This is a genomic window from Nocardiopsis oceani, assembly GCF_054777395.1.
Window position 1 is genome coordinate 1 of the sequence record NZ_BAAHAR010000029.1, and the last position, 26,486, is coordinate 26,486.

General features: G+C 68.8%; 24 protein-coding genes. 10 read left to right on the forward strand and 14 right to left on the reverse strand.

The window, feature by feature from the left end:
• The first annotated feature begins 533 nt into the window (after positions 1 to 533).
• The gene (locus ACYVDG_RS18150) at positions 534 to 1,865 is read left to right on the forward strand and encodes an HNH endonuclease signature motif containing protein (RefSeq protein ID WP_460753935.1); all 1,332 of its coding nucleotides are present in this window, start codon (positions 534 to 536) and stop codon (positions 1,863 to 1,865) included.
• A 596-nt stretch (positions 1,866 to 2,461) separates the two neighbouring features.
• On the opposite strand, the gene ACYVDG_RS18155 is transcribed toward ACYVDG_RS18150, so the two are convergent.
• The 4 genes from ACYVDG_RS18155 to ACYVDG_RS18170 form a co-directional block, all read right to left on the reverse strand.
• Positions 2,462 to 2,722, reverse strand: a complete 261-nt coding sequence (locus tag ACYVDG_RS18155; protein ID WP_460753942.1) for a DUF6504 family protein — start codon at positions 2,720 to 2,722, stop codon at positions 2,462 to 2,464.
• 58 nt (positions 2,723 to 2,780) lie between these two features.
• Positions 2,781 to 3,713: a M48 family metallopeptidase gene (locus ACYVDG_RS18160; protein WP_460753945.1), complete on the reverse strand. Its 933-nt coding sequence runs from the start codon at positions 3,711 to 3,713 to the stop codon at positions 2,781 to 2,783.
• A 156-nt stretch (positions 3,714 to 3,869) separates the two neighbouring features.
• On the reverse strand, positions 3,870 to 4,658 hold the full coding sequence (locus ACYVDG_RS18165) for a DivIVA domain-containing protein (RefSeq protein WP_460753948.1): 789 nt from the start codon (positions 4,656 to 4,658) through the stop codon (positions 3,870 to 3,872).
• A 186-nt stretch (positions 4,659 to 4,844) separates the two neighbouring features.
• Positions 4,845 to 5,762 (reverse strand): N-acetylmuramoyl-L-alanine amidase, encoded by a 918-nt coding sequence (locus tag ACYVDG_RS18170; RefSeq protein WP_460753953.1) that lies wholly within the window; start codon positions 5,760 to 5,762, stop codon positions 4,845 to 4,847.
• Between the two features lie 541 nt (positions 5,763 to 6,303).
• On the opposite strand from ACYVDG_RS18170, the gene ACYVDG_RS18175 reads away from it, so the two are divergent.
• From ACYVDG_RS18175 to ACYVDG_RS18185, 3 genes are all read left to right on the forward strand, one after another.
• Positions 6,304 to 7,371 carry a hypothetical protein gene (locus tag ACYVDG_RS18175; RefSeq protein WP_460753958.1) on the forward strand — a complete coding sequence of 356 codons (1,068 nt, stop codon included), beginning with the start codon at positions 6,304 to 6,306 and terminating at the stop codon, positions 7,369 to 7,371.
• Between the two features lie 661 nt (positions 7,372 to 8,032).
• Complete coding sequence (locus ACYVDG_RS18180; protein ID WP_460753962.1) at positions 8,033 to 9,148, forward strand: hypothetical protein; 1,116 nt, start codon at positions 8,033 to 8,035, stop codon at positions 9,146 to 9,148.
• A gap of 405 nt (positions 9,149 to 9,553) precedes the next feature.
• A complete protein-coding gene (locus tag ACYVDG_RS18185; protein WP_460753965.1) occupies positions 9,554 to 10,828 on the forward strand; it encodes a hypothetical protein in 1,275 nt (424 codons plus the stop codon).
• A gap of 148 nt (positions 10,829 to 10,976) precedes the next feature.
• Here ACYVDG_RS18185 and bldC read toward each other — a convergent pair whose 3' ends face one another.
• Positions 10,977 to 11,180 carry a developmental transcriptional regulator BldC gene (bldC, locus tag ACYVDG_RS18190; RefSeq protein WP_013155387.1) on the reverse strand — a complete coding sequence of 68 codons (204 nt, stop codon included), beginning with the start codon at positions 11,178 to 11,180 and terminating at the stop codon, positions 10,977 to 10,979.
• Between the two features lie 707 nt (positions 11,181 to 11,887).
• Positions 11,888 to 12,721 carry a hypothetical protein gene (locus tag ACYVDG_RS18195; RefSeq protein WP_460753968.1) on the reverse strand — a complete coding sequence of 278 codons (834 nt, stop codon included), beginning with the start codon at positions 12,719 to 12,721 and terminating at the stop codon, positions 11,888 to 11,890.
• A gap of 253 nt (positions 12,722 to 12,974) precedes the next feature.
• Between ACYVDG_RS18195 and ACYVDG_RS18200 the strand changes: the two genes are divergently transcribed.
• Positions 12,975 to 13,202: a DUF3073 domain-containing protein gene (locus ACYVDG_RS18200; protein ID WP_460753972.1), complete on the forward strand. Its 228-nt coding sequence runs from the start codon at positions 12,975 to 12,977 to the stop codon at positions 13,200 to 13,202.
• A gap of 153 nt (positions 13,203 to 13,355) precedes the next feature.
• On the opposite strand, the gene purM is transcribed toward ACYVDG_RS18200, so the two are convergent.
• The 3 genes from purM to ACYVDG_RS18215 form a co-directional block, all read right to left on the reverse strand.
• Positions 13,356 to 14,420: a phosphoribosylformylglycinamidine cyclo-ligase gene (gene purM, locus ACYVDG_RS18205; protein WP_460753975.1), complete on the reverse strand. Its 1,065-nt coding sequence runs from the start codon at positions 14,418 to 14,420 to the stop codon at positions 13,356 to 13,358.
• A 113-nt stretch (positions 14,421 to 14,533) separates the two neighbouring features.
• Positions 14,534 to 16,030, reverse strand: a complete 1,497-nt coding sequence (purF, locus tag ACYVDG_RS18210; RefSeq protein ID WP_460753980.1) for an amidophosphoribosyltransferase — start codon at positions 16,028 to 16,030, stop codon at positions 14,534 to 14,536.
• 56 nt (positions 16,031 to 16,086) lie between these two features.
• Positions 16,087 to 16,527: a sterol carrier family protein gene (locus ACYVDG_RS18215; protein ID WP_460753984.1), complete on the reverse strand. Its 441-nt coding sequence runs from the start codon at positions 16,525 to 16,527 to the stop codon at positions 16,087 to 16,089.
• A gap of 481 nt (positions 16,528 to 17,008) precedes the next feature.
• Here ACYVDG_RS18215 and ACYVDG_RS18220 point away from each other — a divergent pair, with 481 nt between their 5' ends.
• Positions 17,009 to 17,626, forward strand: coding sequence for a DUF47 domain-containing protein (locus tag ACYVDG_RS18220; RefSeq protein WP_460753989.1), 618 nt, complete (start codon positions 17,009 to 17,011; stop codon positions 17,624 to 17,626).
• 45 nt (positions 17,627 to 17,671) lie between these two features.
• Here ACYVDG_RS18220 and ACYVDG_RS18225 read toward each other — a convergent pair whose 3' ends face one another.
• On the reverse strand, positions 17,672 to 19,231 hold the full coding sequence (locus ACYVDG_RS18225) for a PucR family transcriptional regulator (RefSeq protein WP_460753993.1): 1,560 nt from the start codon (positions 19,229 to 19,231) through the stop codon (positions 17,672 to 17,674).
• Positions 19,232 to 19,388: 157 nt separating this feature from the next.
• Here ACYVDG_RS18225 and ACYVDG_RS18230 point away from each other — a divergent pair, with 157 nt between their 5' ends.
• Together ACYVDG_RS18230 and ACYVDG_RS18235 are read left to right on the forward strand one after the other, a co-directional pair.
• On the forward strand, positions 19,389 to 20,645 hold the full coding sequence (locus ACYVDG_RS18230) for an NAD(P)/FAD-dependent oxidoreductase (RefSeq protein ID WP_460753996.1): 1,257 nt from the start codon (positions 19,389 to 19,391) through the stop codon (positions 20,643 to 20,645).
• A gap of 124 nt (positions 20,646 to 20,769) precedes the next feature.
• Positions 20,770 to 21,213 carry a GreA/GreB family elongation factor gene (locus ACYVDG_RS18235; protein ID WP_460754001.1) on the forward strand — a complete coding sequence of 148 codons (444 nt, stop codon included), beginning with the start codon at positions 20,770 to 20,772 and terminating at the stop codon, positions 21,211 to 21,213.
• A gap of 49 nt (positions 21,214 to 21,262) precedes the next feature.
• Here the strand turns inward: ACYVDG_RS18235 and ACYVDG_RS18240 are convergent, their stop codons facing one another.
• Entirely contained in the window at positions 21,263 to 22,249 is a 987-nt protein-coding gene (locus ACYVDG_RS18240; protein WP_460754005.1) for a hypothetical protein, read from the reverse strand.
• 138 nt (positions 22,250 to 22,387) lie between these two features.
• Here ACYVDG_RS18240 and ACYVDG_RS18245 point away from each other — a divergent pair, with 138 nt between their 5' ends.
• Both ACYVDG_RS18245 and ACYVDG_RS18250 read left to right on the forward strand, forming a co-directional pair.
• Complete coding sequence (locus tag ACYVDG_RS18245) at positions 22,388 to 22,804, forward strand: PaaI family thioesterase (protein WP_460754009.1); 417 nt, start codon at positions 22,388 to 22,390, stop codon at positions 22,802 to 22,804.
• A 14-nt stretch (positions 22,805 to 22,818) separates the two neighbouring features.
• Positions 22,819 to 23,307, forward strand: coding sequence for a GNAT family N-acetyltransferase (locus ACYVDG_RS18250; RefSeq protein ID WP_460754013.1), 489 nt, complete (start codon positions 22,819 to 22,821; stop codon positions 23,305 to 23,307).
• 73 nt (positions 23,308 to 23,380) lie between these two features.
• On the opposite strand, the gene pstB is transcribed toward ACYVDG_RS18250, so the two are convergent.
• From pstB to pstC, 3 genes are read right to left on the reverse strand one after another with little or no spacing between them, the layout of a single operon-like run.
• Positions 23,381 to 24,160, reverse strand: a complete 780-nt coding sequence (gene pstB / locus ACYVDG_RS18255) for a phosphate ABC transporter ATP-binding protein PstB (RefSeq protein ID WP_460754021.1) — start codon at positions 24,158 to 24,160, stop codon at positions 23,381 to 23,383.
• Between the two features lie 19 nt (positions 24,161 to 24,179).
• Positions 24,180 to 25,259, reverse strand: coding sequence for a phosphate ABC transporter permease PstA (pstA, locus tag ACYVDG_RS18260; RefSeq protein WP_460754026.1), 1,080 nt, complete (start codon positions 25,257 to 25,259; stop codon positions 24,180 to 24,182).
• Positions 25,256 to 26,221 carry a phosphate ABC transporter permease subunit PstC gene (gene pstC, locus ACYVDG_RS18265; RefSeq protein ID WP_460754029.1) on the reverse strand — a complete coding sequence of 322 codons (966 nt, stop codon included), beginning with the start codon at positions 26,219 to 26,221 and terminating at the stop codon, positions 25,256 to 25,258. Before pstC ends, pstA begins: the two co-directional genes overlap by 4 nt.
• Between the last annotated feature and the right edge of the window lie 265 nt (positions 26,222 to 26,486).

Consider the following 26,486-nt stretch of genomic DNA (forward strand, 5'->3'; position numbering starts at 1 on the left):
GGAGTGGACGGTGCACGCTCCGCGTTCCTGGTGATCAGGGTGATAAGAGCCGTATGACGGGAGACTGTCACGTACGGATCTGTGAGGGCCGGGGGGTGAGATTCCCCCCGGCTACTCGGCGGGGACGTGTGGTCGGGGAGGCGATGGCCCCTTCGGGGCCGGAGGGCCCCAACGGCACAAGCACGGCCTGGCGGCCGTCAATGGCCACTCCACCGGAGCGTTGACGCCTGGCGGTGTCACGGCCGGTCATGCTCTGCTGCGAACCCCTCTCGGGCGGCCCTTTCCCCGATGATCTTGCCCCTGTCTCCACCCTCGGCCGTCGAGAGTGGAGACAGGGGCAAGATCACCCCCTATCAGCGACCTGGAATTCCAGGTGCGGACAAACACCAAGGCGAGTGGGTGGATAAAGGCCATTCTGGGCGACGGAAAAATGGCGACCAAAAGGGGCGTCGGCCGGCCTGCCGAGCGCAGGTAGTCCCGAATTATCTCCGATAACACTTCCCATTGTCGGGTGCTTTGTTTATAATGGGAGAATGACGATCTCTCCTGAAGCACCCACCCCCACCGGGAACACCCCGGTGGATGTCGCGGTGGACGCTGCCCGGGAAGAGAGCGCCGGCTTCTTCGGCCGCGACGTGCCGCTGGGGGCGGCGGGTGAGGTGTTGGACCAGGCCACCCGGGTGTGGGAACAGCTCGACCAGATCAAAGTCAGTATGGCCGCCCGGCTGGCCCAGCTCGAGGCCACCGGGCAGCTGTTGGAGCAGGGCGGGCAGAAGAGCCTGGAGGCGTGGCTGCGCCACGCCTTCGGCATTCCCGCCGCGCAAGCTAATGACCTGGCCCTGATCGGGCGGGCCGAATTCCGCCAGGAAATGACCCCCACACGGGAAGCACTGGCGCAAGGAATGCTGTCGGTGGGCGAGGCCGCCGCCGTCATCAAGGGCGCCGATGCGGGGGTGGAGAAAAGGGAGAAGGGCGACCACCCTGACCCGGAGCTGTTCCGGGCGAAAATGGAGTTCGGGATCCTGGGGTTCAAGGAGACCCGGCCGAACATGTCGGTGGGCCAGATCACCCGCTTTGCCCACCAGCTGTGCATGGGGCTCAACCCGAACAAGGTGGAAAAGGACCACGAGGCCGCCCACGCCGCCCGGGGTGCCCAGCTGGTCACCACCTTCGACAAAACTTTCCTGTTCCAGGTGTGGGGCTCACCCGCCGATGCGCTGCGCCTGCAGGTGGCGTTGGACAACTACCAGGTGCCCTTCCACCCCGAAGACGGGCTGTCCAAGTACGAGCGCACCTACGACGCCCTCATGGCCGCGTTGGGCTTCGCCCAGTCCCACCAGGGGTGCGACACCCCCACCACGGCCACGGCGTTGATCAACATCACCGTGCCCGCCACGTCCCTGGCCGGGGACGAGGAAGCCGAGGACGCTGGTCCGGCCACCACCGAGACCGGGCAGGTCGTGCCCATCTCGGTGGTGCGTGAACTCCTCGGTGAGAGCTGGATCCGCCGCCTGGTCATCGAGCAGAAGAACGGCCAGGTCCTGGACGTGGGCCGCTCCTGCCGACTGGCGCCGCCCAAGATCCGGGCGGCCGCCTTCCACGGCCACACCAGCTGCGCCTGGCAGTACGGCTGCGACGTACCCCTGCCCTGGACCCAGGCCGACCACATCGTGGAGTTCTGGCAGGGCGGCACCACCAGCGCCGCCAACATCCAGCCGCTCTGCGCGACCCACAACCAGATCAAGCACCGGTGGTCGGTACGCCAGGACCGCCGGATGTGGTCGGGCCGCACCCGAAACCGAGGCCAGAACCGGGGCGGGGACCCGGGTGGGGACGGGGACCCAGCCCCACCCCCGAACCCGTAACCGACCACCCCCAACCACCACACCCCACCAAACACCCCGTCACCGCCGGGCCCCTACCCGCACGCACCCATGCCCACCCGGGCTCACCCCGGCCCTCGACCCCATCCGGGGTTCGCCGCCCACCATGACCGGCCGCGACACCCCCAGCCGTCACAGCGCCGGCGGAGTGGCAGGCATCGGCCCCCAGGCCGAGGGGTTCGCCGCCCACCATGACCGGCCGCGACACCGCCAGGCGTCAACGCTCCGGTGGAGTGGCGGCTGACGGCCGCCAGGCCGTGCTTGTGCCGTTGGCCCTCCGGGCCCATCGCCTCCCCGACCACACGTCCCCCGTTTCCTGATAGCCGCCAACCCGCCGTCGTAGCGAAGCGGGTCAAGGTGGAGCGCCCTTCGATAGCGCGCCAGCGCTTCGACGGCGACGACCTTGAGGCGCGTAGCGGAGACGGCCACCATCGGGCGGCAGGAAACGGGGAAACCCGCACCTCACAGCAAACCCCGGCACCTGGGCCGAACTCCAGCACTTGGGCCGAACTCCAGCACCACCCCGGACCCGGACGTAGTTCGGGAGGCCGCCGCGCAGAGCGGGGCGTTGGGCACCCCTAGTGCCACTGCCTTCGCATGGTCCAGCGGTCGGAGGTGGTGTCCCGGGTGATGTCGATGATGCTCGGTTCGCCCGACTCGGACTCGGCGGAGACACGCAGGAGATGGATCCCCGTGGCCGGAACACCCGGTGCCCCCGGGCGCGCGGGCCAGTCGCCGATGATCCTGCGCACCCGGAAGGTGCGGCCGCGCCAGGTGAACTGGGCGGGGTTTCCACCGTTGGTGGAACGGACGTCGATCTGTTCGTTCAGGAGACTCACACGAACAGCATATCGAACTGGTGTTCGATACCGTCAAGTCTGGCGTGGGCGTGTCGGGTCAGAGGAAGACCCGGCCGCGGCGGTCGCGGTCGCGCAGCGCGGCCATCCTCCGCGTGTTGCTGGGGCGCCGGGAGAGCAGGTGGTAGAGCAGCAGCGAACACCCCCGGTCCGTCCGTGCCCGGGCCGCCATCTCACCGATGTTCACCCGCGTGTACAAGTGCGGCCCCCCGGCGAACAGGGACACGGCGTGGGTGCCCTCGGGCAGGTGCGCGTGGGCGTGGTTGTCGGCCGTGTACTCGTTGGCGCGGGACAGGGCCGCGCCCAGCCCGGGGACCAGTTCGGCGCCCAGGGTGGCCACCCTGCGCCAGTACCCCGTGTGGCCCGCGGCGATGTGGCCGATCTGGTGCGTGATGAGGAAGGCGAGGGCGTTCGGGTCGCGTGGCCGACCACCCTCGTCGAACAGTGTCTCGGGTAGGGCCAAGTAGGTGCGAAGGCCGTGTGCGGCGGCATCGGCCCGCGCAGAAACCGGGCCCAACCGCACGTACGCCTCCGGGTTCCGCGCCAGCCCCGTGTCCGCGGACAGCGACACCACCATCCGATAGGCCTCAGGGAACTGGGTGGGTGAGATCCGCACCGACTCCGCGCGTTCCCGGGCGTAGCGCAGTCCGCGCGCGGCCCAGCAGACCAGGGGGGTGACCAGGAGAGACACCACGGTCCACAGGGCGGACCCCGACACCGACCACACCAGCCGCACCAGTGCCGCGGCGAACACCAGCGAGACCATCACGCACAGCGCGACCAGCGGCTTCTCCCAGGGGTGCGCGGCTGCGGCGACGACCTCCTCGTCTGAGTCCACGGAACAGAGCTCGCGCGAATGGCCGTGCAGTGAGGCCGAGTACGTGCCGCCCGGCCCCGGTGCGGGGGAACAGCCGGGGACCCCGTAGACCGAGCATGCGGGGGCGTGGCCCCCGGGCGGCGTCGCGTGTGGCATGGTGCTCCCCTCGGGCCGCCGGCGACAAGGGACGATTACTCCCTGTGTCTAAATATTACTTTCCGCTTTCCTTTGCGTGGGGTTGGCGGAGACGGCGTGTCCCGAGACAGGGCGTGTCCGGCGCTTTGCCCGGCCGAACAGCAGGCACGGGCGTGCCTAGGAGCGCTCGTGGAGGCGCAGCTCGTCGGCGAGGACGTCCAGGAAGCGGTCGACCTGGGCAGGGTCGTACCCCGGGCGTGCACGGGTGGTGGCGAACTGGGCCCGCTCCACGTCGTCGGAGGTCAGGGTCGCCCGTTCCGGACGGCCCTGGAGGAGGACGTGCAGCGTGTATTCGGCGCGGTCCAGGAACTCGTCGACCTCTTGCTCGTTGTAACCGGTGGTCAGCCGTGTGGTGGCGAAGCGCTGGTCCCGGACGTCCTTGGGGCCCATCCGCGGTCCTGGTGCGGGCGCTCCGGTCGGCGGCAGGTCCTGCCTGTCCTGGCCCGGGTATCCCTGCGCCGGGTGGGGATGGACCGGCTGCGGCTGCCCGGGGCCTGGCTGGCTGGGCGTTCGCTGGCCCGGATGCGGCTGGGCTGGGTGCGGCTGGGCTGGATGCTGCTGGGCCTGCTGTGCGCCGACCTGTCCCGGGTGCGGCGGCAGCGGGGGTGGCGCCGCGGGCTGGCCGAGGCCGCGGCCGGCGAGGTCGGCGACGACGCGGTCGAGGAAGTCGTCCACCTCGTCCTCGCGGTACCCGGGGCTCATCCGGGTGGTGCGGAAGCGGGAGTTGCGGATCTCGTCCGCGGTGATCAGCGGGCCTTTCCGCGGCCCGCCCTCCAACGCCACAAGGGTGGCCTCGATCCGGTCGAGGAGCTCGTCGACGTCCTCCTCGTTGTAGCCCGGGCGCAGACGCACCGTGTGGAACTTCTGGTTGCGGATGTCCGCCGGTGTCAGAGGCATGGTCCCCATTGTGCAGTTCACGAGGTTCGAAGGGGCAATATCACGGGCCCGCGTGTGATTCGGACGCGGGCGGTGTGACCGGGGGCATGATGGCATTATGCCGGTGGGCGGTGGTCTACGCCATACCGGCCGGTAGTTTTGGCCGGGTGTGGACGCGCCCTACCCGCGCCTGAGGCCCTATTCGCGAAGGGGGCCTTATTCGCGCAGGAGGTAGGCCGCTACTCCGCGGGCGACGGAGTCGGCGGCGCCCTCCCGCCACTCGGGGTCCTCCAGGAGTTCGGCGTCTTCGGTGCTGCGCATGTTGCCAGCCTCCAGGAACACCTTCGGCACCGTGGACAGGTTCAGCCCGCCCAGGTCCGTGCGTTCATCCAGTCCCTCGTCGGCGAGGTAGTCGGCGTAGGGGATGTCGCTCCCCTCGAGGTATTCGCGACGGATGTCCTCGGCCAGCAGGGCGGAGGGCTCCACTATCTCCTCGGTGAGGCCGTCAATCTCCCCGGGGGTGATGACGTGGAAACCCCGTCCCGACTCTGGCCCGCCATCGGCGTGGATGGACAGGGCTGCGTCGGCCTCGTTCTCGTTGCCGATCTCGGCGCGCTCGTCGATGCAGGGGCCGACACTTTCGTTGTCCTCCCGGGTGAGGATCACCGTGGCCCCGTCGGCCTCCAGCCGTTCCTGGACGAGCACTGACAGGTCCCAGTTGAACTCGTGTTCGGCGTAGCCGGTCGCGGTCTCGGTGCCGACGGTGTCGCAGGCCTTCTCACCGACGCCGTCCGGGACCTGGGCGTTGATCTCGTCGGTGGCGTCGGCGTTGCCGCCGTTGTGACCCGGATCGATGACCACAACCCGGTCGCCGAGAGGGCCGTCGCCAGGCGGGTCCGGTTCGTCCTCGGACGGGGTGTCGCCGTTCTCGCCGTCGGAGTCTTCCCCGTCCCCATTCCCGTTCCCGTCGTCCTGGTCCTCGGGGCCGGGCAGTGGTGGAGCGGCTGTCGGGTCGGTTTCGGGCGCGCCGTCGGCCGGGGCCGCGCAGGCCGCGGTCCAGAGGACGGCGAGACAGAGCAGGGACAGGGCGCGGCTGGCGCGGCTCCGGCGCCCCGATGGTTCGGAGACGGGCATGACCACAACCTAGCCGGTGGACACCACCCCATCTACCAGATGAATCCGGTTGAAGGGCGCATTGTCGAAGTCCACATCCGGACAGGGTTGGTCAACGCGTTCTGCACAAAGGACATCTGCACGACTGATAAAAGGTGCGGTTCTGTTCGGCTGCGCACGACGCGGCAGGTCGAGGGGGGTTTACGTCCACAAAAGAGAATCACACAAAGCACAATGGATGGTCACCGAGGGCGATCAAAAGGGTATCGTGATCTGCTTGTGATCTGGAGTGGGTGATTTGATCTTTGTGGGCCGGTAGTGTCCCTCTCGGAAATCGGGAGCCACACAACGGCTCGGTAGCCCCCTGTCCCTCTTCGGCACCACGCCCGGAGCTCCCTGGTTTCCACAGGTGGTGGGCTTCTGAACGCCCCGACCTCCCCCTATCCGAACCTGGTTCGTGCTCCGTGCCCCGAGTTCTCCCCGCCTGCGTGTCAGGCGGTGGATCGCGTGGCCAGGCCCAGTCCGATCCCCTCGGTCTGGGACGTTCCGAATGAGGATTGTTTTGCGTAACACTCGTAGTCTCACCGCGCGCCGTGTCATGCAGGGCGGGATGACCTTCGTCGCTTTCGGCGCTCTGACCATGGCAGCGGCCCTGCCCGCGAACGCCGACACCGTGCTGCACGGCTCCGCCACCGCCAATGTTGCCGGGTACGAGCTCACCCTCAACGGCACGCCGCAGGGCACCCCCAACGAGATCAGCGAGAGCTTCAACGAGCAGCCGGAGACCTACCTCACGGTCGACGCCGAGGCCAGCAACTGGGTGAACGACGAAGGCACCCACTCCTCCATCACGGTGAACAGCGCCCACTTCCAGCTCACGATGCAGGACATCGAGGACGTCATCGAGGAGTCGGACGACGACCTGCAGAGCAGTGAAGGCGACGTCGAGGCGCTCGACGAAGAGTTCTTCGACACGCTCGACGCGGACGACGACGAGATCGTCCTGGACGTCGAGTTCACCGACGGCACGGTCGGTGTCATGAAGGACTGGAACGAGGACTACTTCGTCGAGAACGACGCGCCGGATGTCGTCGTGCACCACCCGGAGGGCCAGGTCCAGGCCGTGGCCGAAGCGGTCGACGGCGAAGAGGAAGGCGTCGACGACCGCTTCGAGGACGACATCACGTGGGACGTGGCCTACAACGGCCTCTTCGCGACCATCACCGTGGAGGACGAGTTCTGGCTCCAGTTCAGCCTTGCCGAAGCGGCTGTCGGCACCTCGGACCTCGTCATCGAGGACGACGATGACGACAAGGATGAGGACGACAAGGACGAGGACGACAAGGACAACGGCGACGACAAGGACGACAAGGACAACGGCAAGGACGAGGACGGCAAGGACGACGGCAAGGACGAGGACGACAAGGACGACAAGGACGGCAAGGACCACGGTACGGACGGGGGTGACGACAAGGGCACGGATGACGACCTGGCCGTCACCGGTAGCCCGATCGCCGCTCTGGTCGCCGCTGGTGCCGTGATCGCCGCCGGTGGTGGCGCCGCCGCTTACCTGGCGCGCCGCAAGAAGAACAACGCCTCCGACGAGTTCGACGAGACCGAGGAGAACTAGTCGGCCGTCTGGCCGTATCGGTCGTCTCGGCGGTTTCGTCCGCCGTGAAGCGCTGAGGGTCGTGTGACCGGGCCCCGGGGAGCCGCCGCTCCCCGGGGCCCTTGTAGTAGATAGGGCCGAATGAACAGCGCATTACCGGAGGCCGCATCCGGACGGCGGTGGTGGCGTTTGCCATGTGAAAGTGAGTTTGTGCAGCTGATGAAGGATCCGTTCTTCGCGACCGCGCGTGACGCGCGGGATAGGTGCTGGGTTTACTTCGGGATAAAAGAATCACGCGGATTATCGCGAATGATTACCGAGGGCGATTAATGAGGCATCGTGACCTGCTTGTTATTAATAACTGGTGATTTGATCATTACTGGAAGGTAGTGTCCCTCTTGGAAATCGGGAGTCACACAACGGCTTGGCGGCCCCCTGTCCCTCATTGGCACCAAGCCCCGAACTCCACGGTCTCCCCAGGTGACGGGCTTCTGAATGCCCCCACCCTCCCCCTAACCGAACCTGGTTCGTGCACCGTGCTCCAAGACCTTCCCGCTGGGTTTTCCGGCGGTGGATCGCGTGGCCAGGCCAGTCCGACCCGATCGGGCTGGATACATTCCGAATGAGGATTGTTTTGCGCAAAACTCGTAGTCTCACCGCCCGCCGTATCATGCAGGGCGGGATGACCTTCGTCGCCTTCGGTGCCCTGTCCATGGCCGCGGCCCTGCCCGCGAACGCCGACACCGTTCTGTACGGTTCCGCTGTCGCCAACGTCACCGGCCACGAGATCGTTCTCGAGGCCACGCAGCAGGGCACCGAGGACTCTGCCAGCGAGAACGTCGTCTTCGAGCCGGAGTCCTTCCTGTCGGTGGACGCCGACGCCAGCACCCGGGTGGACGCCGACGGCGTGCACTCCTCCGTTGCTGTGAACAGTGCCCACGCCCAGCTCACGCTGGACGACATCCTCGACCTCATCGAGGCCGAGGACACCGATCTGCTCAGCAGCCAGGGTGACGCCGAGGCGCTTGCCGCGGAAGACTCCAGCACGGAGGACGAGGCTGACGACGACCTCGACGAGGAGGCTGAAGAAGAGGACGACGAAGAGGAGGAGGACGACGAAGAGGACGACGAGGACGCCGAGGAAGAAGGCGACGGGGAGACCGACGAAGAGGCTGACGAAGAAGGTCCCGAAGCGGACGAGGCCCGTGCCCCGAACGAGCCCGGTACGCAGGACGAGGCCGGTACCACCGACGAGCACTACTTCCTGGACGTCGAGTTCACCAACGCCTCGGTCTCCGTCACCAAGGGCTGGGACGGCGAGTACTCGGCCTCGTTCGAGCCGGGTGAGGTCATCGAGCACCACACCGAGCTGCCCATCGACATCGAGACCTACGCAGAGGACGGCGCGGCGGAGTTCGACGACTTCTACGAAGAGGACATCACCTGGGACGGCGCTTACAACAGCCTCTACGCCTCGTTCGACGCGGGTGACATCCTGCTCGACTTCCACTTCGCCGACGCCATCGCCGGTACCGCCGACCTCGTCCCGGACGAGGACGACAACGGCGACAACGGCGACGACAAGGACAACGGCGACGACAAGGACGGCAAGGACCACGGTAAGGACGACGGCGACGACAAGGGCACGGATGACGACCTGGCCGTCACCGGTAGCCCGATCGCCGCTCTGGTCGCCGCTGGTGCCGTGATCGCCGCAGGTGGTGGCGCTGCCGCTTACCTGGCGCGTCGTAAGAAGAACAACGCCTCTGACGAGTTCGACGAGACCGAGGAGAACTAGTCGGCGGGTTCAACTGAGTCGGCAGTCTTGGTCGCGGTGAGCGGCTGAGGCTCGTGTGACCGGGCCCCGGGGAGGGCGGATTCAAGGCCGCTCCCCGGGGCCTTTGTCGTTCCCCCAGTTCACGGCGGTCATCCGGGTCGAGTACCTGATCCTCCGGGGAATGGGTCCAGCGTCGGCCGAACGGTTTCCGTTTCGTGATCCAGGGACTAGGCTCGCCGTGTGGAACGCTCCGTGCACGGATCTCCACACAGACCAGTCCCCCCCCGACCGGACGGGTGTCACGACCCTCCGCCCCAGAACACCGCGCCCGGCCCGCCAGGTCGGCCCGCACATCCCGACCGTCGCGTCAGCGCCGTGCGGGACCGGCTCAGCCGGGCATCCCCCAGATACAACAGGAGTGTTGTGGTGACTCCCGCCAAATCGTCCGCCCGCCGCCTCCTCGCCGGTGGGACCCTTGCCGTGGCGCTCGGCGCGCTCGGCATCGCGTCCGCCGCCCCCGCTTCGGCCGGCCAGCTCGTCTGGGCGAACGCCCAGGCCTGGGTCACCGACGGGGATCTTGTCACGGGCTACTCCACCGCCATCAGCTTCGGCGGGGACACCGAGGACGGTGCGGAGGCGGCAGAGCTCTTCGGCCCCCTGGCCGAGTACGCGGAGGTCACGGGGGAGAGCAGCACGCTGGTCGACGACGAGGGGTCGAAGGCGGAGTCGGTGGTCGAGCGGGCGTCGGTCCGGCTCAGCGTCGACGACCTCATCGACCTCGGCATGGTCGACCCGGACGGGGAGGGCGCTGAGGGTACGCAGCCCTCGGAGTCGCCATCGGCACCGCCGTCGGCACCGCCGTCGGCACCGCCGTCGGCACCGCCGTCGGGGCCGTCCGAGGAGGGACGCGACGGCCAGGACGAGTCGGAGCCCGGTGTGGAGGGCGGTGACCGGGGGGGCGGTTCCGGGGACCGAGAGCCCCAGCGGGCGGAGGAGACCGACCCGGACACACCTCGCGCGAGCCCTTCGGCTTCCCCCAGCGCCTCGAGCCCGGCTGAGGACGAGGATGAGGACGAGGACACCGTGATCCTCGGTGAGGGCGGGTCCGACAACGTCTCCGCTGACGGCAACGCACTCGAGTTCACCCTCAGCGGCCTGCGGAGCAGCGCCGTCGCCGACTACGACGGGCGGACCGAGGCGACCTTCGAACACGGCGAGCTGACCGCCTTCGGCGATCCGGTTCCGCACTTCGACGGTGACCACACGGTCGAGGACACGCTGGAGGTCTACGACGAGGACAGCGGCGACGTCCTGGACGAGGTGCCCGTCAGTGTGCGCTTCCTGGTGAACGAGGCGGGCTTCGAGGACGAGGACGAGGACTGGGTCGGTGAGGGCATCCGTTCCTCGCTCACGGTCTGGGTGCAGGTGGGCGAGCCGGACCGCGACAGCGGTTTCGCGGTGGACTTCGCCGACTCGTGGGCGGTCGGATCCACCCACGTGTCGGCGACCAAGTCCGACGACGGCGACCGGGGCGGGGAGGAACTGGAGGAGACCGCCGCCCCCAGCAGCCGACTGGCCACGACCGGCAGCTCGATCGTCGCACTGGTCACCGCCGCGGTCGTGGCGGTGGGTGGCGGCGCGGCCGCTTCCTTCCTCGCCCGTAAGCGCACCACCGCCATGGACGACCAGATCGAGGACTGACCGCGGCCGTGTGGCGGAGGCGGGGCTGTCTGCGCTGGGCCGCTCACGGTTGGGCGGGCCACCCCGCCTGGGTGACCCGCCCTGGACCTTCGTCAGTAGCCGGAGTCCGTCCGGCCGTTCCCCCCGGAATCGGCACAGACCGGGGATCTCACTCCGTACGCTGGCTGGGGATTCCGGCCAGCAGAGCGCGGACCTCAGTCTCGCGGTAGCGGCGGTGGCCGCCCAAGGTGCGGATCGAGGTCAGCTTGCCCGCCTTGGCCCAGCGTGTCACGGTCTTGGGGTCCACGCGGAACATGGTGGCAACCTCGGCGGGGGTCAACAGGGGCTCCGCCTCGGGCGTGCGAGTTGACATGTGTACGGCCTCTCCTCCTGGATCTGTGTGCCGATCCTTGAGCCTTATTCCTGGCACTTGGCCCGGATGTCCAATATTTTCGCTAGGTCCATATTGGCATCACCCGAGGTGATTGCACGACCACTCCAAGCAACTTTGCACGTGGGAGGCCAACAAAAGCCGCCCGTGGCCGCGTCACGCTAAGTGATTCTAGCGACACGTTTAGTGGCATGTGGCGTATTCGGTCAAAACTTCGTTCTCGGGCCTCGTTTTTCTCGATCCGGAGTGCCCGAAGTGCTAGGGCAGGGCTGACCGAAACCCGGGGGTCGAGCTCGGGAGAGGGGGATGGAAGCCCTGGTCAGTTGCTTGAAGGAGAAGAGTCAGGCGGGGAGGCGCCAAGGGCGCGGGCCCGCTTCGGTTGGCGGGTCGGGCCACGCGCATCCTCGGCGTGGCAAGGGTTTCTCGATTACTCAGGGTGCACTCAGTGACCGGATGGCTACAGTCTACGTCGATCCCTATCGGGCGTTATGCCCAGTTTCACGATGCTTGATGTCGTGCCCTGGGGGTGTCCGCCTCCGCGCCGCCGTAACGTGCGGAAAGTGAGCAAGCCGCGGGCGAGAAACCTGGTGTACCAGGTTGGCTCGCGGCGTGGCGCGGGGCCTCTCAGCCGCCTCGATAACGACAGTTGATCGGCGAGTGTCCATGAAAATCTGGTGATTCCATGACCGTCAGTTGGCGTGCTCCAGGGCGCGCACCGACTTCCAGCGCCGTGCGAGCCTCCTGCGGAGCTCCGTGACCCGGGCCCGGTCGCCCTTCTCGAGTGCCTCGACGGCCTCGGTCACCTCGGCGACGGAGCGGTCCTCGCTCAGGTGCTCGTCGCTGAGCAGGTGCGGCAGGCCTCCGTAGTCGAGTTCGAGGAGGGAGTCGGGGTGGGCGGTCAGCGAGAGCCAGTCCATGAGCTGCTCGGTGGACGTGGAGACCGCGTGCTGCCCGATGTGCTCGCTCAGCACCGCTACCGTGTGCTCGAGGCGCCGATGGGCCTGCGCGGTCTTGGTCAGGTACAGCAGGGTCCTGGTGGAGCCTGCCGACAGCACGAGGCACCGCTCCTGGTGTTCGAACGGGATGAACCAGGGAGCCGGGACCGTCCAGTTGCTCGACAGGATCCCCGGATACAGTTCCGCCCCTGAGTCGCGCCACTGCCGGTAGCCGGCCTCGGCCCGCTCGGCCTCCGGAGCGGGGACGAAGGCCTCGACCAGCGGTGTCGGCATGGAGTCCGCGAACTCGTCGAAGGCGCGCCAGGAGCGAAGCCGGGTCTGCCACGGGCACACGTACAGGCGCTCGTTCACGCGGCGGAGGTAGGCGTCGCGGCTCTCCTCGGAGGGCGCGACGACCGGCGGCGTGGTGATGAGTCTGCTCAGGCTCGCGGCGTGCTCGGAGGCCAGGGCGTTGACCCGCTTCGGTCGGTCCGTGGACTCCGCGTATCCTTCCCAGTACCTGCGGTCGCGGGGAGAGAAGGCCGCGATGGGCTGGTAGACGCGGAGATAGGCGGTGTAGGGCAGCACGATCGAATCGTGGCACAGATCGTTGCCTCAGGCACTCACCGTGAGAAGTGCCTGGTAGGAGGGGATCTCGTGCGTACGCCACATCCGTCACACCCGGGTGGCGTAGGCACGGCGGGGTCCGACCAGGTACGGTTGGATGTGTACGTAAGCTGGCGCACGCCGTCAGTCGCGTTTGGCGGCCGTCAGCCCGGTAGTGCGGGTTAGTAAGTGATCTGGGGTTCGTCGGAACCCAATCGTTGAGGGGGTCGAGCCAATGGGGCGCGGCCGAGCCAAGGCCAAGCAGCAGAAGGTCGCCCGGAAGCTCAAGTACAGCACCGGTGGGACCGACCTTGATCGGCTGCGGTCGGAGCTGGGTGTCGCTGAGGACGAGGGGTCACACTCCGGGCCGTCTGGACCGGATGATCCTTACGCTGATCCTCAGGACGACCTGGTCGACCGTTACGCGGATCTAGCCGAGAAGTATTCGGAGTCCGACAAGTAGTCGTCGGATGAGGCCGAGACTTTCGGGTCGCTCGGACAACAACCGCTGACCTGTAGCGGACACGGTTTTCCGACCGGAAGCCGTCGCGGACAGGTGGATATAGCCGGTGCGAACCACCCAGGTGGTTCGCACCGGCTATTTTCGCGTCCCTGTTCACGCGGTCCGGTACTCGCCGGTCAGCACGGCCTGCCCGGAACCGCTCCGGACCTCGCCCAGGCGCCAGGACGGAACCCCGCGGTCGGCGAGTACGCCCAGTGCGCGGTCCGCGTCGGCTGCCGCCACGATCGCGACCATGCCCACGCCCATGTTGAACGTGGCCTCCATGTCGTCCCGGGTGATGCCGCCCTTCTCCGACAAGTAGCCGAAAACCGGGGTCGGCGCCCAGGTGGAGCGGTCCAGCTCCGCGTCGAGGCCCTCCGGCAGTGACCGGGACAGGTTCGCGGCCAGGCCGCCACCGGTGACGTGCGAGTAGGCGTGCACCTCCACCGCTTCGGTGAGCGCCACGCAGTCCTTCGCGTAGACCCGGGTCGGGGTCAGCAGCACCTCACCCAGTACCCCGCCCAGCTCCGGGGCCTCCGCGTACAGGTCCAGGTCGGCTCCGTCCACGATGTGGCGGACCAGGGAGTAGCCGTTGGAGTGCGGCCCGGACGAGGCCATCGCGATCACGGCATCGCCCTCGCGTACCCGGTCCGGGCCGAGGATCGCGTCGCCCTCGACCACACCGGTGCCGGCGCCCGCCAGGTCGTACTCGTCGGGCTCCATGGCCCCCGGGTGCTCAGCGGTCTCGCCCCCGATGAGGGCGCACCCGGCCTGGTGGCAGCCCTCCGCGATCCCGCCGACGATGTCGGCGATGCGCTCGGGTACCACGGCACCGGTCGCGATGTAGTCGGTCATGAAGAGGGGCTCGGCACCGCTGACCACGAGGTCGTCGACGACCATCGCAACCAGGTCGACACCGATGGTGTCGTGCTTGTCCATCTGCTGGGCGAGCATGACCTTGGTGCCCACACCGTCCGTGGAGGTGGCCAGGACCGGGTCCTTGTACTTGGCCGTGTCCAGGCGGAACAGGCCCGCGAACCCGCTGGCGTCGGTGACCTGCTCCGGTCGGCGGGTGCGCGCGACGTGACGCTTCATCAGGTCGACGGCGCGCTCACCGGCGGCGATGTCGACACCCGCGGCCGCGTACGCGCCCGTCGCCCCTGTGCTGTCGGCTGCCACGCGAGTTCTCCTCGTTTTCGGTGGTGTGAATGCTCCCCGGCCCTGTTCCAGGGCACGCCGGAGGATCCGGACTCGGTTCCGGGCGCGGCGGACCGGATGGGCCCGCGCGCGTGTTACTTGGGGCTGGTGGCGAGAGTGGAGCCTTCCGGGGTGCCGCAGGCCTTCTCCAGCAGGTACTTGCCCTGGGAGTCGGCGTCGACCTCCAACGGGTAGACCCCGTCGAAGCAGGCCCGGCACAGCTGGTCCTTGGGCTGCTCGGACGCGGCGATGAGCTCGTCCAGGTCGACGTAGGCCAACGAGTCCGCGTTGACCGACTCGGCGATCTCGCGCTCCGTCAGGTTCGCGGCGATGAGCTCGGCCCGGGTGGCGAAGTCGATGCCGTAATAGCAGGGCCACAGCACCGGCGGGCTGGAGATCCGGACGTGCACCTCCGCGGCGCCCGCGTCGCGGAGCATCCGGACCAGGGCCCGCTGGGTGTTGCCGCGCACGATCGAGTCGTCCACGACCACGAGCCGACGGCCCTCGATGACCTCGCGCAGGGGGTTGAGCTTGAGCCGGATACCCAACTGGCGCAGGGTCTGGCTGGGTTGGATGAAGGTGCGCCCGACGTAGGAGTTCTTCACCAGGCCCTGGGCGAACGGGATCCCGCTGGCCTCCGCGTAACCCACCGCGGCCGGGGTGCCGGACTCGGGGACCGGGATCACCAGGTCGGCGTCGACCGGGTGCTCCTTGGCCAGCCGCCGGCCGACCTCTACCCGGGTGGAGTTGACGCTGCGACCGGCGATGCTGGTGTCCGGGCGGGCCAGGTAGACGTACTCGAACAGGCAGCCCTTGCGCTTGGTCGGGGCGAAGCTGCGGGAACGGACCCCTTCGCCGTCGATCACGAGGAGCTCACCCGGCTCGATCTCGCGGACGACCTCGGCACCCACGATGTCCAGGGCCGCGGTCTCGCTGGCGACGACCCAGCCGCCGGCGCCGGAGGTCTCACCGAGGCGGCCGAGGACGAACGGGCGGATGCCCTGCGGGTCGCGCGCCGCGTAGAGGGTGTCCTCGTCCATGAAGACCAGGGAGAACGCGCCCTGCACCTTGGGGAGCAGCTCCATGGCCGCGTCCTCGAGGCTCTGGCCGTCCTTGGCCCTGGCCGCGAGGAGGTTGGTGAGGACCTCGGTGTCCGTCGTGGCGCCGCGGCGCTGGTCGGGCAGCATCGCGGCCAGTTCCGGGGTGTTGATCAGGTTGCCGTTGTGGCCGAGCGCCAGACCCCCCTCGCGCGCCGTGTAGAACGTCGGCTGGGCGTTCTCCCACACCGGGGAACCGGTGGTGGAGTAGCGGCAGTGGCCGATCGCGAGGTGGCCTCTCAGCGAGTCCAGGGTCGCCTCGTCGAAGACCTGGGAGACGAGTCCCATGTCCTTGTATACGACGATGCGTTCGCCGTCACTTGTGGCGATGCCCGCGGATTCCTGGCCGCGGTGCTGGATCGCGTAGAGGCCGAAGTAGGTGAGCTTGCTGACTTCTTCGCCGGGTGCCCAGACCCCGAAAACACCGCAGGCGTCCTGCGGGCCGCGTTCGAGCGGATCGAGGTCCATGGAGAGCCGGCCGTCGGAGTACGACACAGGCACAGCTTAGCCGCTGGCTGAGGGCGGCTCGCCACTCGGGGTCGGGGCGCCGGTCATTCCCGCCACAACGGGAGGTGGGACGACAGGTCGGAGCGTACCCCGCTGGCCCGCACGCTGTGCTCGGCGACCGCGTTCGCCCAGCCGGTCCGGCCGTCTGCCAACCGCAGCCACGTGAGCGGATCAGCCTCGACCACCCCCGGCGGTGTGCCGCGCGTATGGCTGGGTCCCTCGATCACCTGGACCGCGCCGTACGGCGGCACCCGCACCTCCAGGCTGCGTCCGGGGGCGCGGTCGGCCAGTACTGCCAGGCTGCACCGGACGGCGGCTTTCAACGCGGGGCGCAGTGGCTCCTCGGCCCGAAGGACCGCCCGGACGGACGCGGCCACGGCCTCCTCGTCGGAACCCTCGAAGGCGGGTTCGCCGAGGACGGAGAGCTGGTCGTCGAGCGCGGTGCGGAGCCGCCGCACGGCGCTCGGGGTCAGGGCTGAAGGCATGCGCAGATCCTAAGACGTGTCCGGCAGATCGTTCCGGGCTCGTGCCTGGTCCACAGGGGTGTCCGGCCTGCCCCGGTGCGGGGTGGACGGAACCGGGCGAGAGGGCGAATGACAGGGGTACTTGTCATTGCGGGGCAATGGCCCGAAGGTGGACACCGGGGGATCGCCGGAGACGTCGACGGCCGACCTCTGACACTTGAAGTGATTCCGGTCTCAGTGACCCGCTGGCCAGCGAGGGCGGGAGACGGTAGCGTCCCGAACCGTCCCGGTGTCGCCCGAGATCGGGAGGATCGTGATGGAACCCGTCTCCAACGGCGTTCCAGGCACCAGGACAGACAGATGAACGAGGGGTGACCGCGCCCGGACCGCCTTCCCCAACACTCGGCCGGAGCGTGTACCGCCCTGGACTGTCGCGCTGAAGCAGCCTGTCAGCGCCCTTAGCATCCACCAAGGAAGACCACCGCACCACCGGGAGAACGACGTGCGCCTGCGCTTGCGCCCGCGTGATGACAGTTACTACGAGATGTTCACCGACTCGGCGAACAACCTGGTCATCGGGGCCCGCCTGCTGGTGGAACTGATGAGCGACGGTGCCGACCGCGAGGCCATCACCGAGAAGATGCGTGCCTGCGAGCACGCCGGAGACGACGCCACCCACGCGATCATGCGCCGGCTCAACAAGAGCACGGCCCCGCCGTTGCACCGCGAGGACATCTACCGTCTCGCCTCCAACCTGGACGACGTGATGGACTCGATGGAGGCCGCCGTCGACCTCATCGGCCTCTACGGGCTGGAGCGCCTGCCCAAAGGCATCATCGACCAGATCGAGGTCCTCGAGCGGGCCGCCGAACTCACCGCGGAGGCCATGCCGCGCCTGCGGACCATGAAGGACCTCACCCGCTACTGGATCGAGATCAACCAGCTGGAGAACCAGGCCGACCGCATCTACCGCAAGCTCCTCGCCAAGCTGTTCAGCGGGGAGTACGACGCGCTGACCGTACTCAAGCTCAAAGACGTCATCGAGGAGCTGGAGACCGCGGCCGACGCCTTCGAACACGTCGCCAACACGGTGGAGACCATCGTCGTCAAGAACGGTTGAGCGGCAAGACGACCCCTTACCCCCAACTCCCTCACCCCCAACTCCCTAGAATCCCTGATCTTCCTGTTCTTGTGTCTCCAGGGCGATGGCGAGGGCCAGGCGCATCCGGGGCTGGTCCAGGGCCAGCGGCGTCACGGCGGCCATCCTCCGCATCCGGTGGCGGACCGTGTTGGGGTGCACCCCCAGGAGTTCCGCTGCCCCGTTCGGGTCGCCCTGCGCCTGGAGCCAGGCACGCAGCGTTTCCGCGTACCGGGTGCCCTGCTCGGCGTCGTGGCGTGTGAGATCGGCCACGGGTCCGTCGGCCGGTCGGCGGCCGGAAGCGGAGGCCATGCGGAGGCGGTGGATCAGGACGTCGCCCCAGGACTCGTCGTAGGCCACAGCGGGGCCCTCCGGGCGGGAGGCGTGCAGGGTGAGGCTCTCGTCCGCCTCCCGTCGGCTGGCCGTGAGCCTGGCCAGTTCCGCGGGGCCGCCGATCCCCGCGTTGACGACCACGTGTCCGGGGAGCGCCCGCGTGGTTTCGCGCACCCAGTTGCGGGCGGGGGACGTATCGGCGCCGCACGGCAGGATCGTGTAGACGGTACTGCCGAACACCGTGCTCCGCCCCGGGCGCGACCAGCCGAAACCGGTGGTGGCGCGTTCGAAGGTCATCAGGGTGGCGGAGTGGCGTTCGTCCGGGGTGTGCGCCTGTAGGGCCACCACCCGGTGCGGTACCGGGGCGAGCCCCAGTCGCCCGGCGGTCTCGGTCGGGTCCATCGCACCCTCAAGCAGTCGGCTCACCAGGTCGGACTCGACCTGGCGTTCCAGGTCCGCGCTGACCCGGGTGCGCAGCAGGTGCAGGGCCACCGTGCGGGCCCCTTCGGTCAGCTGCGCCGAGTGCTCGGCGTCCAAGGGCCCGTCGCACACGGCCCACAGGGAGCCCAGGAACTCACGGCCGACGCGTACCGCTACCGCGGTGCGTCCGCCCAGGCCGAGGTCGGGTTCCGGCGGCAGGTACACCGGTTCGGCGGACGAGGCCAGGTGTGCGGTGACCCCGGTGTGTTCCAGGTGGCGCTGGACCGCGTCGGGGACCCGGCGGCCCAGGATGGTGTCCCACCGGGCCTGGTCCGCGTCGGTCTGGCGGTCCGAGTAGGCCAGTACGCGCAGGCGCGGGTCCTCGATGGTCACCGGGCCGCCGACCCGTGCGGCGACCGCGTCCGCGAGCGCGGGGAGGTCCGCCGGGCCGCGCCCCGCCTCGGTCTCACCGCCCTCCAGCACCAGGCCGTACACCACCCCGGCGACCTGCCCCCAGGACACCGCGGGATCGACGCCGAGCAGGGCGATGCCGCTCTCCGCGGCGCGCGCGACCGCTTCGCGGTGCCGACCGCCCTCGTCGTCCAGCTCCGTGCGCACCACGACGGCCAGGGCTCTGGAGCGCTCGGCGAGCTCGACCGCGTGCAGCGGATCGGTGACGCCCACAGCGAGGAAGACGTCGGCCTCCTCAGGGCCGGGGACGGCCGGATCGTGCAAGGCCACCCCGTGCAGGGCCGTGTCACCGGTGGGGCGCGGTCCCCACAGCCGGGCGCCGTACGTACCGAGGATGGTGACCAGGCGGTCGAGCAGTACCACGGAACGCCTCCGGCGGCTGTCGGTCCGTTGTCGGTCTGTCACACGAGGGTACGCCGAGATTGTTCGGCTAGGACAAAGGTCGGGCGCGGCTTCCGGGAGAGACTCTGGTCGGGTGCGGCACCGCACCTGTCACCCAGTACGCACAGGAGAACACGCCATGTCCGCGAAGGGCGCGGGATCACCGCGTACCGTCATCGTCGTCGGGGCCGGGATCGTCGGCCTCTCGACCGCCTGGTTCCTTCAGAAGTACGGGGTCGGGGTCACCGTGGTCGAACGCGACACGGTGGCCTCGGGCTCGTCCTGGGGCAACGCGGGCTGGATCGCGCCGGGGTTGGCCATTCCGCTCAACGAGCCGGGGGTCCTCCAACACGGACTGCAGGCGCTTCTCGACCCGAACGCCCCGCTGTCCGTCCCGCCGACCACGGACACCGGCCTCCTGCGCTTCCTGGCCTCCTTCGCCCTGAACAGCAGGCAGTCCACCTGGGAGCGGGCCCTGCGCGGCAACGTCCCGCTCAGCTCCGCCAGCCTGGACACCTTCCAAGAGCTGTCCGAGACCGGTGTGTCGGCCAAGGTCGAGGAGGGCCCGATCACCGCCCTGTTCTCGAAGGAGAAGAAGGCCGCGCACCTGCTCATGGAGCTGGACCAGGCCCGCGCGTCCGGGCTGCCCCTCTCCTACTCCGCACTGGACCGGGACGCGGCGCGCGGACAGAGCCCGTTCGTCTCGGACGCGGTCCGAGCGGGCGTGCGGATCGACGGCCAGCGCTACATCAATCCCGGGCTGTACACACACGCCCTCGCGGACTCGGTGCGCGAGCGCGGCGGGAGCGTCATCGAGGGGTTCCGGGTGACCGGCGTCGAGGCCCGTCAGGGCCGCTTCACGCTGCGCTCCGCGCACGGGGAGACGGAGTCGGCGGACGCGGTCGTTGTGGCCACGGGGGCCTGGCTCGGCCGCCACGGGCGCGCCTGGGGGGTGGACGTCCCGCTCCGCGCGGGCCGGGGGTACAGCTTCACGGTGCCCACCGTCCGACCCGTGCCGGGGCCGCTCTACCTGCCCGAGGCCCGGGTGGCCTGCACCCCGCACGGCGAGGGCCTGAGGGTCGCCGGAACCATGGAGTTCCGCGACATCGAGGCGCCCAGGAGCGAGAGCCGGATGGACGCGATCACCGCCTCGGCCGGGCCGTACCTGACCGGGGTCGACCTCTCCGCGCGTACCGACGAGTGGGTGGGTTCCCGCCCGGTCACCTCGGACGGCCTGCCGCTGATCGGTCCCACCAGGATCCCCCGCTTGTACGTGGCGGGAGGGCACGGCATGTGGGGCCTCACCCACGGTCCGATCACCGGCCGCCTGCTCGCCAGAGCGGTCGCCACCGGCACGCTTCCCGAGACCCTGCGTCCTTTCGACCCCCTGCGCTGACCCGCTCCCCGCACGTTCCATCAGCGCCCCGTCGGACATCCGGCGGGGCGCCCTTCATACCGGACGACTCCGTGTACCGGATGCATCCGCGTACCGGGCGACACGATCCACAAGGAGACACACGATGTCCAACAGCACCTGGCTGACCCCGGGAACCCACGAACGCCTCTCCGCCGAACTGGCGGTCCTCACCGGAACGGCCGACCCGTCGAGAGCCGAGGAGTACGGCTTCCCCATCCCTGAGGACAAGGACGCCCGCGAAGCGCGCGTCACCCGCGTCCAGGAGATCCTGCGGGACGCGGTCATCGGGGAGACACCGCCAGACGACGGTGTCGCCGAGCCCGGCATGGTCCTTACCGTCCGCTACGGCGACGACCCCGAGACCGAGACGTTCCTTCTCGGGGTGCGCGACCGCGCGGCGTCGGACGGGGTGAGCGTGTATTCGCCTGAGTCCCCGCTCGGTAGTGCACTCATCGGGGCCCGGGCCGGAGAGGAGCGCTCCTACACGGTGCCCAACGGCCGGACCATCCGGGTGACCCTGGTCGACGCGGTCCCCTACGGCTCCTGAGCCCGGCGGGCCGCCCGCCGCCCGTCCCGGTCCGGAGGGCCCCGGTGGCTCAGTCCACCCGGCCCTCGAAGACGAGCACCGGGTAGAGACGTTCGCCCTCCTCGTTCAGGAACTCCAGGGTCCACTGGAGGGTGGAGTCGTCCGCGTCGGACCAGCAGTCCTCGTCCCATGCGGCGTTCTGTTCCGAAGCGAGGTAGGCGGGTGGTGCGAGCACCTCGCCCAGGTAGGGCGCCCCGGACACTGTCAGCGGTTCGCCGACGGAGCAGGCGCTGAGGACCGCTCCGGTGTAGACGTCCTCGTCCCCGTCGTTGACGACGTCCACGCTCCAGGCGTAGTAGTCGTCGCCGTCCTCGAGGGATTCTTCCGCTGGTTCCTCGACGGGCTCCTCAACGGGCAGGTCGTCCTCGGTCTCGGGCACGTCCTCGTCTTCCTCGGCCCAGGAGTCCTCTTCCTCGAGGTCTTCGAGGTCCTCGGCGTCTTCGGGGTCCTCGAGGTCGTCTTCCTCGGGCCAGGACTCGTCCTCCTCGGGCCAGGACTCGTCCTCGGGAGTGTCGGGGTCCGCTTCGCCTTCCTCGTAGCCCGGATCGTCTGCGGGTTCGCCGTCCTCGTCCGGGGAGGCGTCGTCGGGCGCGGTGTCGGAGCCGTCCGCGGCGGCCTCAGCCGGTTCGGTGCGGCGTTCCACCGCGCCCATGGTCACGGTGAAGCCGTCCTCGAAGGTGTGGGTTGCACCCAGGGCCAGGCGGACGGGTTCGTCCGCGGTCGCGGCTCCGCCACCGTCCTCGGGTCCGGTCGTGGGGCCGGTCTCCTCAGGGGGTTCGTCGTCGGCGGTGGGTCCCGGTGAGCCGGGTTCCGCCGGGCCCTCCTCCGCCGGTTCCGGTGGCCCGTGGGTGCCCGGCCCGTTCTCCGGGGCCCGCTGCCCCGGGCTCTCCGTCTCCTGCTGCCCGTCACCGGTGGGGGTGGCGAAGTCCGGCCCACAGGCACATCCGGAGACGGCGAGTAGGACGGTGGCTGCTGGGACCAATGTGGAAACTCGCATGATGTCCCCCTCCACTCAAGGGGGACATTAGGCGTCAAATCACCACAATTGGGTCAATTGGCCAGGGTTGGACGAATTCTCTGGAGAAGCAACCAAAACGCGCCCTACAGTTGCTGTACCAACAAGTAGGAGGAAGCCGTGGCCGACGAGATCACCCCGGAGCTCGCCAACCTCGTCCTGGACGCACAACCCTTCAGCAAGCTGGTCCGGGCCCGGATCGCCGCCTTCGAGCCCGGCAGGGTCGTCCTGGAGGTCGACGTCCGTGACGACCTCCTCCAACAGAACGGGTTCCTGCACGGCGGGGTGCTCTCCTACGCGGCGGACAACGCCCTCACCTTCGCCGGCGGCAGCGTTCTGGGGCCCTCGGTACTCACGAGCGGGTTCTCCATCGACTACCTGCGCCCGGGGAAGGGTCGGCTGCTCAGCGCCCGCGCGGAGGCCCTCGAGTCCACGCGCAAGCGGGCTGTCTGCCGCTGCGACCTCGTGATGGTCGAGGACGACGGCACCGAGAAGGTCGCGGCGGCGGCCCAGGGCACCATCGCGCTGACCGGATGAGCGGAGCCCACAGCATGCCGCAGACCGTGCCCACAGCCCTGCCCGGGGTCGTCCTCGCCCTCTTCACGGGGGACGACGTCGACGCCTACCGGGAGCTCATGCGCGCCAACCGGGAGCACCTCACCAGGCACGGGAACTTCCTGGAGGAGGTCGACGCCTCGCCGGAGGCGATCCGGGCCGCGTTCTCCCGTCACGAGTCCGGAGAGGAGTGGGCCTACGGGGTCCGGGTCCACGGGCTGCTGATCGGCAGGGTCAGCCTGGTCGCGGTGGACCCGCCGCGCTACGGGCTCGGCTTCTGGCTGGACCGGGCAGCGACTGGCCGGGGCTACGCGACGGCGGCCTGCGAGGCGCTCATACAAGAGGCCAAGCGGTCCCTGGCCGCCACGGACGTCTACTGCGGAGTCATCCATGGCAACGATCCCAGCAGTGCGGTACTCCACCGCCTGGGCTTCGCCCCGGTGACCGAGTTCAACACCTACACCCGCTTCCACCGCAAGCTCTGACCACAGCCCCAGAACCGCCCGAAGCGGCCTGGGTGATCATCGGCCGACGCTTTTGACCTGGGCTTTTGTCGGCTTAACCGAAGCGGCCGGTGATGTAGTTCTCCGTGTCCTTCTTCTCCGGGCGGGTGAAGATCTGGTTGGTCTCGCCCATCTCGATGAGCTTGCCGGGCTTGCCCGGGGCCGACAGGTTGAAGAATGCGGTCTGGTCGGAGACGCGGGCGGCCTGCTGCATGTTGTGGGTGACGATCACGATCGTGTACTCCTCCTTCAGGTTGTGAATGAGGTCCTCGATCGCCAGCGTCGAGATCGGGTCCAGAGCGGAGCAGGGCTCGTCCATGAGCAGCACGGACGGCTTGACCGCAGTGGCCCGGGCGATGCACAGGCGCTGCTGCTGGCCGCCGGACAGGCCCGCGCCCGGCTTGTTCAGGCGCTCCTTGACCTCTTCCCAGAGGTTGGCGCCGCGCAGGGACTCCTCGACCAGGTCATCGGCTTCGGAGCGGCTCATCCGGGAGTTGTTGAGCCGGGCCCCGGCGATCACGTTGTCGTAGATCGACATCGTGGGGAACGGGTTGGCCTTCTGGAAGACCATGCCGATCTCGCTGCGGACCATCACCGGGTCGACCTCGCGGCCGTAGATGTCGAGGTCGTCGAGCAGGACCTTGCCCTCGGCCCGGGCGCCGGGGGTGACCTCGTGCAACCGGTTGAGGGTGCGGAGGAAGGTCGACTTGCCGCAGCCAGAGGACCCGATGAACGCCGTCACCGACCGGGGCTCGATGGTCATGGACACGTCCTCGACGGCAAGGAAGTCACCGTAGTAGACGTGGAGTCCGGAGACGTCGATTCGTTTCGCCACAGGGTGTACCTCGTGTGCTCTAGCGGGTCTTGGGTGAGAAGAGGCTGCCGATCACGCGTGCCGTGAGGAACAGGAGCATGACCGTGAGGACCAGTGTGAGCGCCGCCGCCCATGCCCTCTCGTAGTTGACGGCTCCGCCCATGCGGAACTGGGAGAAGATGAACACCGGGAGGTTCATCATCTGACCGTCGAACAGGTTCCAGTTGATGGAGACGGCGGACGAGCCCGTGGTGAGCACCAGCGGTGCCGTCTCTCCGATAACGCGCGCGATGGCGAGCATGATTCCGGTGGTCAGACCGGCGGCCGACGTGGGGAGCACCACCTTGGTGATCGTGCGCCACTTGGGCACTCCCAGGGCGTAGGACGCCTCGCGCAGGTCCCGGGGTACCAGCCGCAGCATCTCCTCGCTGGAGCGGACCACGACGGGGATCATCAGCACGGCCAGCGAGATCGCGCCCGCCGCGCCGTTGGTGTTGCCCGGACCGAAGATCATCATCCAGAGCGCGACCACGAAGAGGCCGGCGACGATGGAGGGGATGCCCGTCATGACGTCCACGAAGAAGGTGATGACCTTCTTCAGGCGGCCCTGCGCGTACTCCACCAGGTAGACGGCGGTGAGCACACCGATCGGTACGGACATGAGCGTCGCCATGCCCGTGATCATCAGGGTGCCGATGATGGCGTGGTAGGCGCCGCCCGCGTCCATGCTCGGCAGGACACCGTTCATGGACACGGTCAGGAAGTTCCAGCCGAAGCGGTCCAGACCGAAGGTCACCACGGTGTACAGGAGCGAGACCAGCGGGGCCATGGCCAAGAGGAAGGCCGAGTAGACCAGTGCGGTGACCAGGCGGTCCTTGGCCTTGCGACCGCCCTCCATCCGCGCCGATGCGGTCACGATGATCACCGTGTAGGCGACACCGGTGAGCAGTGCCCACAGGACGATGCCGAAGGAGGAGAACGCGGCCAGCACCCCGGCGACCACCATGGCGCAGGAGGCCAGCAGGACGGCGGGGAAGCGGTTCGGCAGGGTCACGGAGCGCAGCTCGTTCTCGACCGCACCCGTCTCGGGCTCGGGAGGCTGCGTGGTCGTCATGCTCATGCGGACTCCTTGTTGCCCCGGGCCACGATGTAGCGGGCGGCCATGTTGACGGCCAGGGTGATCGCGAACAGGACCAGGCCGGCGGCGATCAGCGCGGAGACGCCGAACCCGGTGGCCTCGGGGTACTGGAGCGCGATGTGCGCGGCGATGGTCTGGTTTCCGCTCTGGAGCAGGTTGAAGGAGACCGCCAGCGAGGGCGAGAGGATCATGGCGACCGCCATGGTCTCGCCCAGTGCGCGCCCCATGCCGAGCATGGCGCCGCCGACGATCCCGGACTTGCCGAAGGGCAGCACGGCCAGCCGGATCATCTCCCAGCGGGTGGCGCCCATGGCCAGCGCTGCCTCACGGTGGGCCTGCGGGACCTGGTGGAACACGTCGCGGGACATCGCGGTGATGATGGGCAGGATCATGACGGCCAGGACGATGCCCGCGGTGAGCAGGGTCCTGGCTGAGGTGGAGGTGGGACCCTCGAAGAGCGGGATCCAGCCCAGGTGCTCGGACATGCCCTCGTAGACCGGCACCAGCTGCGGGGCGAGGACCATCATGCCCCAGAGGCCGTAGACCACGCTGGGGATCGCGGCGAGCAGGTCGACCAGGTAGCCGAGCGTGGTGGCGAGCTTCCGGGGCGCGTAGTAGACGATGAAGAGCGCGATGCCGATCGCCACGGGGGTGGCCAAGAGCAGCGCGATCGCGGCCGCCAGGACCGTGCCGAAGGCCAGGGCCAGCACACCGAACGACGGGTTCTCCCGGACGTTGGCGTCCCACGCCGTGTCGGTGAGGAAGTTCGAGGTGTTGGCGGAGAGCGACGGCCAGGCCTGGATCAGCAGGAAGGCGGCCACACCCGCGAGGATCGCGAGGATCAGGAGGCCCGAGCTTCGGGCGAGCCCGGCGAATACGACATCGCCGATCCGGCGCTTGCCCGTGGGCGGCGGTGCCGCCTGGGGCGCGTCCGTGGTCGTCATGGATTCTCCGGTTCGGAAAAGGTTGTGGGGCCGGTCGCTCGGTCTGTGTGCCACTGCCCGTGAACCGCACGGGAGATGACCGCCGTGTCACGGTCGACGCGCGGAAGGCAGACGATCCGCGCCGAATGTGAAGGTAGGCGCAGGAGGTGACCAGTTGTCCCAGAGAAGGTGAACGGAAGATGAACGAGAAATCGCACTCCCGTGGCTCCAAGGGGTTCGCTCGGTGAATGTGACCAGTCGCACGTCAGCCGAGGGGTGTCCGGGC